The organism is Ornithinibacillus salinisoli, assembly GCF_042684965.1.
In the GTDB taxonomy this organism is placed as follows: Bacteria; Bacillota; Bacilli; order Bacillales; family Amphibacillaceae; genus Ornithinibacillus; species Ornithinibacillus salinisoli.
This window is the reverse complement of record NZ_JBHUMI010000045.1, coordinates 1-12,078: the sequence shown is the minus strand read 5'-3', so window position 1 is coordinate 12,078 and position 12,078 is coordinate 1. Positions and strand designations below refer to the sequence as shown.

Genomic DNA, 12,078 nt, shown 5'->3' with positions numbered 1-12,078 from the left:
TTTAATCTATAAATAACTATAATAGACTATGATATAATTATAATAGAGATAGAAAAGGTGTGTTCCTAGGTGGCGCCTTATTTTTGTGGTGCGCAGGAGTGTCTACCTTTTGCAAATATAGGGGATAAGGAAGGGTATAATGATCAACAGAGAATCTAAAACAGACGTTATCTTAATTGGTGCCGGAGTTATGAGCGCGACTTTGGGATCATTATTGAAAGAGTTAGCACCGGAATGGGATATCAAAGTGTTTGAGAAACTTGCAAACCCAGGAGAGGAAAGTTCTAACGAGTGGAATAATGCGGGTACGGGGCATTCTGCATTATGTGAGCTTAACTACACAAGCGAAAAACCGGACGGATCCATAGATATTAGCAAAGCTATAAATGTTAATGAACAGTTTCAAGTTTCTAAGCAGTTTTGGTCTTATCTTGTAAACAGCAATCTAATTCGTAATCCACGGGACTTTATCATGCCAATACCTCATATGAGCCTAGTACAAGGAGAAGCAAATGTAACGTTTTTGAAAAAACGTTTTGAAGCGCTATCAAACAACCCTCTCTTTCAAGGTATGGAATTTTCCGATGACATTGAAAAGCTGAAGAAATGGATTCCAGTTATCATGGAAGAGCGCAAATCAAATGAGCCAGTAGCGGCTACAAAAATTGATTCTGGAACGGACGTTAACTTTGGTGCTTTAACACGCATGTTGTTTGACCACTTAAAAAGTAATGACGTCGAAATAAACTACAAACACAGTGTAAAGGATATTAATCGTACGAGTGATGGATTATGGGAAGTGAAAGTACGGAATCTCGATAGTGGTAGTGTTGAAAGGCATACTGCAAAATTCGTCTTTATCGGAGGCGGGGGAGGAAGTATACATTTACTGCAAAAATCCGGTATTCCTGAACGGAAACATATTGGGGGATTCCCGGTAAGCGGTTTATTTATGGTGTGTAACAATCCAGAAGTTGTAGCACAGCATCATGCAAAAGTATACGGAAAAGCGAAGGTGGGTGCTCCACCAATGTCTGTTCCGCATCTTGATACGAGATATATCGGAAATAAAAAATCGTTGTTATTTGGACCATTTGCCGGCTTTACACCGAAGTTCTTGAAAACGGGTTCTATGTTTGATTTATTAACTTCTGTAAAACCATATAATGTCATAACGATGCTAGCAGCAGGCGTAAAAAACGTTTCATTGACAAAATATCTGATTCAGCAGGTTATATCGTCGAAGGAACAGCGCATGGAAGAATTGCGAGAGTTTATTCCGAACGCTAAAAGCGAGGACTGGGATTTAGTAGTTGCAGGTCAACGCGTGCAAGTTATTAAAGATACCGAGTCAGGCGGAAAAGGAACACTACAATTTGGTACGGAGGTTGTAAGTGCTGAGGATGGATCGATCGCTGCATTACTCGGTGCTTCTCCGGGAGCTTCTACAGCTGTTCATGTTATGCTTGAGGTATTAGATAAATGCTTCCCGCAACATATGAAAGAGTGGGAACCAAAAATAAAAGAAATGATTCCTTCTTATGGCTTGTCACTAACAGAAAACCCAGAGCTTTTTGAGGAGACTCATACTCTAACTACGCAGACACTGGGACTTAGCGGGGAAAAGTCGAACTATCGTTAAATGATAGACCGTATAATCAAGTGTTAAAGGCTTAATTCAGACCGAATTAAGCCTTTATTTAATTACCTTTAATCACAGTCAAATACAGAAATAAGCGTTATAAGAGCAATTTCTTCCTAATGACTAATTCTGCTATAGAAAGAGTGAGAATCCAACATAACCAAACAGCTATCGTGTAGGAATTCCCATAGGAGAAATGTAGTGCGTTATGCATAATGGCTACTATGATATAAATAGTCATATTTGCAAAGGATAGAAAGAAGCTTCGCGTCATCCATTGACTATGTATCATCACTTTTCGTCTTTTGATATACAAATATCCGAGTAAAGTTGTTCCAAGCCATAATATGTTTAATGTAAGGAAACCTAAAGTGCTTAGCCACCCCCCAGTTGCAGACAGCGAAACATAGACTCCAGGAATAAAGTTTAAGACAATGGACAGAACATATAGGCGGCCATTCCAACGGTGAAATTTTATAGATTTTGCCCGTATAGATTTTATAATACCTAAAGGTCCAGTAATTAGAGATATAATGGCTAGCATAATATGAACACGAATCATGAGCATCCAAAGAGATTCGTTAGCAAGCAACTGATCCTTTTTCGATATAAACGATGCAAATGTAGGATCTACCATAAAATTCTTTGAAAATGTATGTAACACCCACATCAATGAGATGAATACAACAATTATTCCAATGTTTTTTTTCATATTTTGAACCTCCATAGTAATCGTATGGTTCATGTTAAAGTTCTACAAAACTATCGTTATTTTACTAAACGATGTCCTGTTAGTTTAGATGCAGGTAACATTCGTGCTTTTGCCTCACCGAATATTGTGTCATTGTCGATATTAGCCTTAAATTGTAACGAAAGGCGCATTGGTTTGGTAACTTTCATAGACCACTTTAATTGGTTCCCTTTGTGTGTAAGGTTTTCTAAAGCCACTATATCATTACCTTGTTTACCAGTCCCTGCCAATTTCCCATCTTTCGTAGCGAAATCGAATAAAACGGATAGTTTACCAATTGGAGTAGAAATGATCGTATCCCATGTCCCGTGGATATTGACTTTTTTATTTGTTTGCATGACAGAATCCTCCATAGTTGTTTCGTCGGAATAGTGCAGTTGAGTTTCTTTTGGTATATTTCCAACAGGTTTCCAAACAGTTCCCCTTCTTTCGTAAGCAAATAATTGCTCAACAGCCTGTGCTATACGGGGACCTATCTCACGTTCAACTAGATAAAGGGCTACATCAAGTCCTGAAGTAACTCCACCACCGGTGACGAGATCACCATCATCCACGACACGCGCCTGGACTGGTATTGCATTTGTAGCCTGTAATAGTCCCATCCCCATATGATGTGTTACAGCATGGCGGCTATCTAATAAGCCGTCCATTGCTAAGATAAGAGATCCACCACAAACGGTAGACATTAGGATATCGGGCTTTTTCATTGCTTCGGTTAATAAACGACTTAAATCTGTTTCTGTGGCTTTTTTCAATTTCATTGGGATGGAATCAGCTCCATCATCACCAACTGTCCCTGATGCTCCTGGAAGAAGGATGATTCCTTTATGTGATACATCAAGCTTGTCACTTGCTTGCAAAGTTAGTTGGTTAACGCCACTTGTTACTACTCGCTTACCTTCAGCAGTTACAAGATTTACGGATATTTCCTCATCCGAGTACATTGCAGCAGCGGTAAATACTTCATAAGGAGCAATGACATCTAATAAATCAAACCCATCAAACAATACGATTTGTACATTCATACATATAGCCTCCAGTAATTAAAAATTAGTCTTGCATATAAAGCTGTTAGTTCCACATATGAAGCATAACAACTACGTGTCTCAAAAAAAGCTATAAAAGCATCACAAAACTATCACAACTTGCTTTACAGGCTTGTTACTTTATCGAAAAATGATAAACTTTTATTGAATAGAGGTGGAACATTCATGAAAGAAGTACATACGGTCCTAGTGGTGGATGATGATAGAAGTATAGTTGAATTATTAAGGGACTTTTTGGAGAATGAAGGGTTTCATGTAGTAACAGCGAGCGATGCTTCCCAAGCATTGACAGTTTTCGAACGGCGTAGGATTGATTGCATCATACTTGATATTATGATGCCAGGACAGAATGGATTTGAGTTGTGCAGGCAACTTCGTGAACAGAGTAATGTACCAATATTGTTTCTAAGCGCAAGGAGTGATGATGTAGATAAAATTCGAGGTCTAGCACTCGGGGGCGATGATTATATTGTGAAAACTGCTTCACCAGGAGAAGTTGTTGCGAGGGTGAAAGCTGTATTACGTCGCATCGATACACAGCAGGATATTCAAAAGAAAGTTTTGGATTATGGACGTCTGACACTGGATTTGTCTACAAGAGAAATTTTTATTGAAGGTAAACCGATCTCACTCACACCTAAAGAATATGAACTGCTTCGGCAGTTTGCTGAGCACCCTAAATATGTATTCACATACGACCAGTTATTGGAAAAGTTCTGGGATGGAGTTGGTGATAAGCATACCATACGGGTCCACCTTAGTAGGCTTCGTGAAAAAATTGAAATGGATCCTAATAATCCACAATACTTAATCAACGTATGGGGCATAGGTTACCGTTTTAAAGGAGATTAAAATGAAAACTATTCGTATTCGTAAGTTTACCTTACTCAGCCTGGTTTTCATTTTTCTGTTGCCTTGGTTATTTTTACTGGCTGCACACTATGTGGAAACAAGGACATTTCATTTCGACACAACTAATGCTCAACAAGATGATATCGATGAAACGATTCATCTGATAGAGGCCAACACAGAACGTTGGACGGAATCTGATTGGCAAAGCCAATTAAGAAGTCATTTACAGAATAAGAAATTGGATGTATCAATTCTTTCTGAATACGGCAAAGAGATTTTTCAAACGGAATCTGTTCGAGATCGGACATTTATACAAACAGAGCAGTTTTCTATCCTGCAGAATGGAAACGTAATCGGCAAGGTTATTATTTATCAGTCAAACTCAAGAATGGTTCAGATGATTGCAGCGTTTATTGGCTTAGTGTTAGCTTTTGTTATTGTTGGTCTTGGAATGCGACGATTCATTCTGAAGCCTCTTGAAGAAATGAGTCATCGTGCGCGAAAGATTGCAGAAGGTGATTTTAATGTCCATTTACCAGCTACTAGAATAAAAGAGATTGCAGAGGTTAGTGATGGTTTTCATGTTATGGTTGCTGGTCTAACAGAATCTTCTCAGAAGCAAGAGGAACTTGAAAAGGAACGACGATACTTGATTACTGCTGTAGCACATGATTTACGTACACCGTTATTTGCCTTAAGAGGGTACTTGGATGGGTTAGAACAAGGTATTGCTCAATCACCAGAACAAATTTCAAAATATGTGGCTGTTTGCAAGGAAAAGTCAGCACAATTGGACCGTTTGGTAGAGGATCTATTTACGTTTACAAAGATGGAATATATTGAGTTGCAACTTAACGAAAATACGGTTGACTTTGTACAAGTTCTAAAGCAGTCAATCAATAGTTTGAGTCCGCAAGCAAAACAAAAGAACATTTCGATAGTAGAAAGTAACGTTGCAAATGAGTGTTTGGTCATTGGTGATGCATACTTGCTAGAAAGAGCGATAAATAACTTATTAGATAATGCAGTTAGACATACATCCGTTAACGGAAAGATAATAATAGAGTGCTATAAGGAAAGCAATAAAGTAATCTTTTCGATTCAAGATACTGGTAAAGGATTTACTTCTGAGGAACAAAGACATGTTTTTGATCCACTGTATCGAGGTGAGGAATCAAGAAGTCGTTCGACTGGAGGAGCTGGATTAGGTTTAACCATTTCACATCGAATCGTTCGAAAACACCGAGGGGACCTTGAGGTAGGAAATCATTCGGAGGGTGGTGCTCGTGTAACAGGCTGGATACCCTTGGCGAATAATTCTTCCATCTAGTACTAGAAAACAACCTATTACAGATGCACATGAAAAACGCTGAAACAAGTAAATGTCTACAACACTCACTTGTTTCAGCTGCATTTTTCTAAGCTTATTTTTCACCTAAATAAATCAAAATTGCGTCTCGTAAAAACTCTGTTCCACCTTTGACAACCTTATCATAATAAGCAGCGAAACGCTCATCCGCAACGTACATTTCAGCTAGACCTGCATGAGCTTCCTTGGAGTAGGTCGGCCAAGAGTACATAAGCCAAGCTTTATGCTTTGCAGCTAGTTCCTGTGCCAGATCGGATGCAGGATCCCCAGTTTCATATGCCTTTTCAAGTAGCACAAATATTTCTTCTCCCAATTTAGTCATAGCCTGGTAGTCCTCTTGAGACATTCCCCTCATTTTAGCGTTGCTTGCATCAACAGTATCATCGCCATACTTCTCACGAATTTCTTCCCCGTATTTTTGTTCGTTTTCCGAAATCATTTTTTCCTTAAACACATCAAATTTTTCTTGATCCGTCATTTGAATCTCTCCTTTCATATGTTGAAGTGTCTTATCAATCGTCGTAATCATGTTATCGATTTTCAGGCGTTTCTCAAGCAACATTTTTCGATGTAACCCTAACGCCTCGTGTCGGTCAAACGATGGACTATTGATCACTTCTTTAATTTTTTTTAAAGGGAAGTCAAGTTCCCGAAAGAATAAGATTTGTTGTAAAACCTCTAGATCGTCATCTGAATAAAGACGATAGCCGGATTCCGTTGACTCTTCTGGAGACAATAATCCGATCTCATCATAATGGTGAAGGGTACGTACGCTAATGCCAACTAAATCGGCAACTTCTTTAACCTTTCTTTTCATCACATTGACCTCCTTTCCATACTCACTATAAACTATTACGTAACGTTAGAGTCAACAGGGAGAAAAAAGTTTTTGAGAAGGGTAGAGTAGTCTACATACACTTTGCTAAACAGGATCTATAGATGGAAGGTCGTTTAGTCGTGTTCAATTTGAATTCCCATGTTTCTCGCTGTACCTGAGATAACTTTCATAGCACTTTCCACACTAGTCGTATTTAAGTCTGGAAGTTTAATTTCAGCGATTTTCCTAAGCTGTTCTTGTGTAATAGTCCCAACGGTTTCAATACTTGGCCTGGCAGCTCCTTTTTGAATTCCTGCATACTGTTTTAGTAAAAATGACGAAGGTGGAGTTTTCAATTTCACATCAAATGTCCGGTCTTCATATACCGTTATCTCCGCGGGGATAATTTGTCCTAATTGTCCCTTTGTCATGTCGTTATATTTATTACAAAATTGCAGAAGGTTAATACCGGTTGGGGCCAAGTCTTTTCCAACTTTTGCGGGATTTGCTTTCCCGGCTTCAATTGCTAATTTTATTTTCCTTTTTATTTTTTCCATGTTTATTCCCCCTTTCGTTTTGATTGCTCCACCTTATAAGGGAGTATATTGTCTAACGTAACGTGAGAGTCAAGGGATAATTTGGCATGTGAAAATAGAAATCATTAAAGCAATGTATCTGATTTCTGTAGACAGCCACTTTAACTATAAATACTACTGGGGAATCGGAGGCAGTTTGTTATCTACGGTTTATAAAAATTTTAGAGTTTGTTTAGAAGGTATTAATAAATTTCATGTAACTTTAGAGTGTGAAGAAAACCTTTTAGGAAGGTAGACTAATAATTCGGGGTGTGAAAGTATTGAAATGTATAAAAAGTTGGTGGATATTATTTATTATATCTTTGGCAGTAACAATTCCTTTTGTAGCCCCATATTTATCACTAGATCCCGCTAACAGCCGTGTACCCATTTCAACAGGATCCATACAATTTTCTCTTTTAGTTGCTCATATTGTATCAGCATGTATTGCATTATTAACGGGTTTTGGTCAATTTATAGATCGCTTACGAATAAAGGCACCCAAAGTCCATCGTTATATTGGAAGGATATATGTGATAAGTGTCTTTATAAGTGGGATACTTGCATTAGTGTATATAAGCTATATCGAAAACTTTTCGAAGGCCATTTCTTTTCTCGTATTAGCTGTATTATGGCTTTTTACCTGTTGGAAAGGGTATCGTAGTGCAATACGAAAAAAATATGATGACCACCGAAAATGGATGATTCGTAGTTTTGGCATCACGTTAGTAGCTGTAAGCGGAAGGTTAGTAGTGCCAATATTGCTATTAATCTACTACACGGCAAATGGATTTTCCCTACCTGATGGGAGAGAGCAAATGATTGAAGAAGCGCTAAATGTTAACATTTGGGTAGGGATGATTATTAATTTTATAATTATAGAATGGGTAATGCGTAAAAAATAGGAGAAAGAGATCACCAAAAGTGTGAACTGTGTTATAGAAGTATCTCATTCCAATTGAAAGAGATACTTCTATATATTAATGCCATTGATAATAAAATCCTTGAAAAGCTTCGTATATTATTAGTTAATCCATTTCACAACATCATCAAAAGGTCGTCGTGTTTTTGGCCGAGGATCTTGCATACGATAACCGAAGGCAGCCATAACAGAAATGCTAAAATGGCCATTCTCTAATAATCCCTCATCATCTAACAGTTGATTCATTTTTTCAATATGAAATCCTTCGATAGGACAGGAGTCAATTCCGATTTGGGCAGCAGTAGTCATCATATTTGCTAGAGCTATGTATGTTTGTTTTGATGCCCAATCATATAAGGGACGATCTCCATCGAGTAAGTTAAAATCCTCCCGTTGGAATTCTTCCACACGTTCTAAAAACTTCTCTAACAATTCTTCTGGAAATTGGGATACATTTCGTAAATGATCCTTTAAATATTCCGAATGATATACCGTGTCAAGTTTCGTTCGAGCCAAAAAAATCACAAAATGACTAGCATCAGGAAGTTTGCTAAAAGCTCCCCATGATGTTTGTTTTATTTTTTCACGAAGCTCTGGATTTTGAACGACAACAAAGCGCCATGGTTCGAATCCGAATGAGCTTGGCGATAACCTACCTGTTTCCAAAATAAAGTGAAAGTCTTCATCAGAAATCTGTTTATCTGGGTCAAATTCTTTCGTGGCATGTCTAAAATGGAATGCATCCATAATTTCTTGTTTCAACATATCTTTATCACGCATAAGTGTCACTCCTTTTTCTATATGTTACATAATATTAGTACGGTTTATTTTAATCAATCTATCAGCTTGATAAGGTATGCATTTCCCCATATCATCTACATGTACATATATTTTTACACATATGCATTTTAGGCCCAAGATAAGCGATTTTTCAAACGCAATACGTTTTTAAAGTATATTTATTTTAGAATATGTACCTTTGTATTAGATTTTATGCTAGTTTAATTAAGAGAGTTTGTTTTTATCGATTTCGTAAAGGCTCTCATATTTCTTTACACAAAAGAATGGAGGCTATGGATTTTATGGATACGTTGCCGAGTTGTCCAAAGTGTAGTTCAGCATATACTTATGAAGATGGAAGTCTTATCGTTTGCCCAGAATGTGGTCATGAGTTTACTTTAGAGGCAGATACAGAAAATAGCGAACAAAGTAAGGTTATTAAAGACGCAAATGGGAATGAATTAACTGATGGTGATACTGTTACGGTACTTAAAGACCTGAAAGTAAAAGGAAGTTCATCAGTTATAAAAATGGGTACAAAGGTAAAAGGGATTCGATTAGTTGAAGGAGATCATGATATTGATTGCAAGATTCTTGGATTAGGTGCCATGAAATTAAAATCTGAATTTGTTAAGAAAGTATAATGAGAAGAGGAAGAGAACGTCTGAAATAATAAAACTCAAGAGTCTGTCATTGAAAAAATAAAACAAAGCAGACTCTCAAAATATTTTTCCAATGTAAATTTTTATATTGCTTTCTTTCAATTATGGAACAGCCCTCTTCCTCTTAGATTTGCGGAAACAGGCTCTTTTCCTATTTCACGTGCCCATATAGATAACTGACCAATATGGTGTGTTTCATGAACAATGACATGACGTATGATCTCTCCGTGTGGACATTCCATTACTCGGCGCCTGATAGGTTCGTCTCTAGAGCTAATCGGTTCAACATTGAAATCAGTTTCCGAAAGTGTCTGAGAATCCATTTCATTTGTCCAAGATGTCACAAACGGCTTCACTTTTTCATGGTATTGACTTGAAATATTTTTTACTTTTTGTAAGCTAGCATATTCCTCAAACGATGGTTCCTCAGGTACTGGTTCACCTCGCAAACCTAAGATCCACATATATTCCACATCTACAATGTGAAACAGGGTATGTAGGATACTGCCGAACCCACCGACTCGCTTCTTTAGTAGTTCTTTCTCTGGTATGTCTTCGCACCATGTGAACCAATCATCACGAACTTGCCAGTTATATTCAAATAGTTTCATCATAGCTAAAACCTCCAAATGTTTAGTATATAAACTCTTCTAAACTTTTCGACAGAAGTCCCAAAAACCCTTTATTTTTTAGCTAGGTTTTAGAGAGATCTAATGCCCTTAAATTAAACCAACACCATTTTGTGCACCTCACAAGTAATCCGTTAATAAATTTAGTACCTTTTTCATTTCAAAATTGCTTTACAGTCTTATGATATTTTTTGTTTATAATACAATATATAATGGCTTTTAAATGCTGAATAAATTAGGATGTTAGATGATAGCAACTTCCGGTTGCATTGTATTGCAACTACAATTATCTTTACTTTTCATACCAGGTTTAATAATAATGAATTATACATTCCAGAAAGGTGACTACAGAAATGATTTTTGGAGAAAAGTTAAAAAATGAGCGAAAAAATAAAGGTTGGTCTCAAGAAGAATTAGCAGACAAACTTTTTGTAAGTCGACAGTCCGTTTCAAAATGGGAAAACGGTCAGAATTACCCAAGCATTGAAATTATTATAAAGGTAAGTGATCTTTTTGGTGTGACAATTGATGAATTATTAAGGAGTGATGAGGAATTGACAGAGAAAGTGATTAACGATAGCAAGCAATTAGCGTATCCCAGGTTAAAATTTATGTTTGATGTTATATTTTTAATAGGTATTGCACTCTTGATTATCAAACTAGGTGCTTTGGCTCTAAATAAAATTACTGCTTTAGATTTTACTTTTTATAGTGGGTCGTTTTTTTGGAGCTTTGGACCTTTAATTTTAATGGTTGGTGCAGGAATCGGTTCAGGTATAGTTAAAGATAAATATAAAGAAGATTAAATTATTGCAAGGGGTTCCGTATTTTGTATTATTTGCCTACTTAACAGTCTTTGTTGTAATTGGAGCGATTGTTCTATTCCTTATTTATGTATTCATTATTAATCTCTTTATTAAACTAGTATTCTGAAGTATTCTCTAACCATATATTCTATATGAAGTGGGAGTATTCTAAATTACAGGAGGTTAGGTCTTGTGAATCATTTACGGAAAAAATCTTTTCGAATTTGCTACTTTGTTATAACAGGTTTGACTGTTTGGTATTTAACAGTTCCATTTGCTAGTGGTCTTAGAGAAGAACCATCAGAAGGCTTTGTCTATCCTCAGTTTTTTTTGTTTTTGGTTATTTGGGTAATAGGCCTGTTAATTCACTTTAGGTACTTTTGGACTGGAATAATTGTTTCAGTAATCCCTATTGTATGTTTTTATCCTATTTTTAAATTAATTATGGCTTTTCTTTAAAGAAAATAGCATTATGTATTCTATTCATAGATCTTCATGTAATAATTGTTCGTAGAGAACCTCTAGTGAATAGAAAGCGACTTTAGGGGCTCGGAAGCAACTGAAAAAATTCCTCAAGAAGAGATTTAACGACAATTAAATGAGGAGGTAAATTTTGAAAAAAGTTATTATTATTTCCCTTATTTTAATCATAGGGATTATAGGAATTATTTTCATGTATCCTAAGAAAAAATTATTTGAAGAGGCTATTTTATTGAATGTAGAAGAAATTACTTCGATTGAGATTGCGCATAATGATACAGAAGTTACGATAAGTGATCCAGATGAAATAGAAAAAATTATGGATAATTTTTCTGAATTAGAATTAAAGGAAACCAATTCTTTAGACGGTTTCGAAAAAACATATTGGATCACCATAAAGGAAAATAATTCGAAGGCATACGGATTAACTGTGCATGATAATAAGCAATTACACACCTTTAGTTACGAAGATAATCAGCAACAAGAATTTACTATTATAAATAAGAAGGATTTTGATCTTAGCAAACTAAACGAGTATGTAAATTAAAAAGAATGTTCGTGTTAAATAATAGAAAAAATGGATGTCTTTAAACCCTTATAAAAGGAGGATTTAAAGACATTTGTGACCGTCAAGTAAAATGTTACAGTTTTTGCTGATTAATTTGTTACACTTTCCTGCCCGAAGATGTTCTTTCGATGCTTCATTCGATAACTGTCACCGTTTAAATGTATTATTTCAACTCGGTG

Annotated in this window: 13 protein-coding genes and 1 pseudogene; 7 read left to right on the top strand and 7 right to left on the bottom strand. The window is 36.3% G+C overall.

What is annotated here, in order from left to right:
• The first annotated feature begins 139 nt into the window (after nucleotides 1-139).
• Nucleotides 140-1,642: a malate:quinone oxidoreductase gene (locus ACFSTA_RS20030; RefSeq protein ID WP_377558604.1), complete on the top strand. Its 1,503-nt coding sequence runs from the start codon at nucleotides 140-142 to the stop codon at nucleotides 1,640-1,642.
• A gap of 97 nt (nucleotides 1,643-1,739) precedes the next feature.
• Here ACFSTA_RS20030 and ACFSTA_RS20025 read toward each other — a convergent pair whose 3' ends face one another.
• Together ACFSTA_RS20025 and ACFSTA_RS20020 are read right to left on the bottom strand one after the other, a co-directional pair.
• Nucleotides 1,740-2,354: a DUF2306 domain-containing protein gene (locus tag ACFSTA_RS20025; protein WP_377558603.1), complete on the bottom strand. Its 615-nt coding sequence runs from the start codon at nucleotides 2,352-2,354 to the stop codon at nucleotides 1,740-1,742.
• A gap of 56 nt (nucleotides 2,355-2,410) precedes the next feature.
• Nucleotides 2,411-3,418 (bottom strand): DJ-1/PfpI family protein, encoded by a 1,008-nt coding sequence (locus ACFSTA_RS20020; RefSeq protein ID WP_377558602.1) that lies wholly within the window; start codon nucleotides 3,416-3,418, stop codon nucleotides 2,411-2,413.
• Between the two features lie 186 nt (nucleotides 3,419-3,604).
• Here ACFSTA_RS20020 and ACFSTA_RS20015 point away from each other — a divergent pair, with 186 nt between their 5' ends.
• Nucleotides 3,605-4,291, top strand: a complete 687-nt coding sequence (locus ACFSTA_RS20015; RefSeq protein WP_377558601.1) for a response regulator transcription factor — start codon at nucleotides 3,605-3,607, stop codon at nucleotides 4,289-4,291.
• Nucleotide 4,292: 1 nt separating this feature from the next.
• Entirely contained in the window at nucleotides 4,293-5,621 is a 1,329-nt protein-coding gene (locus tag ACFSTA_RS20010) for a sensor histidine kinase (RefSeq protein WP_377558600.1), read from the top strand.
• A gap of 94 nt (nucleotides 5,622-5,715) precedes the next feature.
• Here ACFSTA_RS20010 and ACFSTA_RS20005 read toward each other — a convergent pair whose 3' ends face one another.
• Nucleotides 5,716-6,477, bottom strand: a complete 762-nt coding sequence (locus ACFSTA_RS20005; protein ID WP_377558599.1) for a MerR family transcriptional regulator — start codon at nucleotides 6,475-6,477, stop codon at nucleotides 5,716-5,718.
• Between the two features lie 134 nt (nucleotides 6,478-6,611).
• Nucleotides 6,612-7,034: a 50S ribosomal protein L11 gene (gene rplK, locus ACFSTA_RS20000; protein WP_377558598.1), complete on the bottom strand. Its 423-nt coding sequence runs from the start codon at nucleotides 7,032-7,034 to the stop codon at nucleotides 6,612-6,614.
• Between the two features lie 299 nt (nucleotides 7,035-7,333).
• Here rplK and ACFSTA_RS19995 point away from each other — a divergent pair, with 299 nt between their 5' ends.
• Complete coding sequence (locus ACFSTA_RS19995) at nucleotides 7,334-7,957, top strand: DUF2306 domain-containing protein (RefSeq protein WP_377558597.1); 624 nt, start codon at nucleotides 7,334-7,336, stop codon at nucleotides 7,955-7,957.
• 119 nt (nucleotides 7,958-8,076) lie between these two features.
• Here the strand turns inward: ACFSTA_RS19995 and ACFSTA_RS19990 are convergent, their stop codons facing one another.
• On the bottom strand, nucleotides 8,077-8,754 hold the full coding sequence (locus tag ACFSTA_RS19990; RefSeq protein ID WP_377558596.1) for an NAD(P)H-dependent oxidoreductase: 678 nt from the start codon (nucleotides 8,752-8,754) through the stop codon (nucleotides 8,077-8,079).
• Between the two features lie 302 nt (nucleotides 8,755-9,056).
• On the opposite strand from ACFSTA_RS19990, the gene ACFSTA_RS19985 reads away from it, so the two are divergent.
• Entirely contained in the window at nucleotides 9,057-9,398 is a 342-nt protein-coding gene (locus ACFSTA_RS19985; RefSeq protein WP_377558595.1) for a zinc ribbon domain-containing protein YjdM, read from the top strand.
• 116 nt (nucleotides 9,399-9,514) lie between these two features.
• On the opposite strand, the gene ACFSTA_RS19980 is transcribed toward ACFSTA_RS19985, so the two are convergent.
• Nucleotides 9,515-10,030, bottom strand: a complete 516-nt coding sequence (locus ACFSTA_RS19980; protein ID WP_377558594.1) for a DinB family protein — start codon at nucleotides 10,028-10,030, stop codon at nucleotides 9,515-9,517.
• A gap of 368 nt (nucleotides 10,031-10,398) precedes the next feature.
• Between ACFSTA_RS19980 and ACFSTA_RS19975 the strand changes: the two genes are divergently transcribed.
• Both ACFSTA_RS19975 and ACFSTA_RS19970 read left to right on the top strand, forming a co-directional pair.
• Complete coding sequence (locus tag ACFSTA_RS19975) at nucleotides 10,399-10,851, top strand: helix-turn-helix domain-containing protein (protein WP_377558593.1); 453 nt, start codon at nucleotides 10,399-10,401, stop codon at nucleotides 10,849-10,851.
• A gap of 613 nt (nucleotides 10,852-11,464) precedes the next feature.
• Nucleotides 11,465-11,878, top strand: a complete 414-nt coding sequence (locus ACFSTA_RS19970) for a hypothetical protein (RefSeq protein ID WP_377558592.1) — start codon at nucleotides 11,465-11,467, stop codon at nucleotides 11,876-11,878.
• A 110-nt stretch (nucleotides 11,879-11,988) separates the two neighbouring features.
• Here ACFSTA_RS19970 and ACFSTA_RS20850 read toward each other — a convergent pair.
• A pseudogene (locus ACFSTA_RS20850) lies at nucleotides 11,989-12,078 on the bottom strand (ATP-binding protein); the annotation flags it as partial.

What these genes read in the sequence shown, in the direction of transcription:
- ACFSTA_RS19985 (WP_377558595.1), top strand. Translation starts at nt 9,057, where the DNA reads ATGGATACGTTGCCGAGTTGTCCAAAGTGTAGTTCAGCATATACTTAT.
- ACFSTA_RS20020 (WP_377558602.1), bottom strand. Translation starts at nt 3,418, where the DNA reads ATGAATGTACAAATCGTATTGTTTGATGGGTTTGATTTATTAGATGTC.
- ACFSTA_RS19975 (WP_377558593.1), top strand. Translation starts at nt 10,399, where the DNA reads ATGATTTTTGGAGAAAAGTTAAAAAATGAGCGAAAAAATAAAGGTTGG.
- ACFSTA_RS19980 (WP_377558594.1), bottom strand. Translation starts at nt 10,030, where the DNA reads ATGATGAAACTATTTGAATATAACTGGCAAGTTCGTGATGATTGGTTC.
- rplK (WP_377558598.1), bottom strand. Translation starts at nt 7,034, where the DNA reads ATGGAAAAAATAAAAAGGAAAATAAAATTAGCAATTGAAGCCGGGAAA.
- ACFSTA_RS20025 (WP_377558603.1), bottom strand. Translation starts at nt 2,354, where the DNA reads ATGAAAAAAAACATTGGAATAATTGTTGTATTCATCTCATTGATGTGG.
- ACFSTA_RS19990 (WP_377558596.1), bottom strand. Translation starts at nt 8,754, where the DNA reads ATGCGTGATAAAGATATGTTGAAACAAGAAATTATGGATGCATTCCAT.
- ACFSTA_RS20010 (WP_377558600.1), top strand. Translation starts at nt 4,293, where the DNA reads ATGAAAACTATTCGTATTCGTAAGTTTACCTTACTCAGCCTGGTTTTC.
- ACFSTA_RS20005 (WP_377558599.1), bottom strand. Translation starts at nt 6,477, where the DNA reads ATGAAAAGAAAGGTTAAAGAAGTTGCCGATTTAGTTGGCATTAGCGTA.
- ACFSTA_RS20015 (WP_377558601.1), top strand. Translation starts at nt 3,605, where the DNA reads ATGAAAGAAGTACATACGGTCCTAGTGGTGGATGATGATAGAAGTATA.
- ACFSTA_RS20030 (WP_377558604.1), top strand. Translation starts at nt 140, where the DNA reads ATGATCAACAGAGAATCTAAAACAGACGTTATCTTAATTGGTGCCGGA.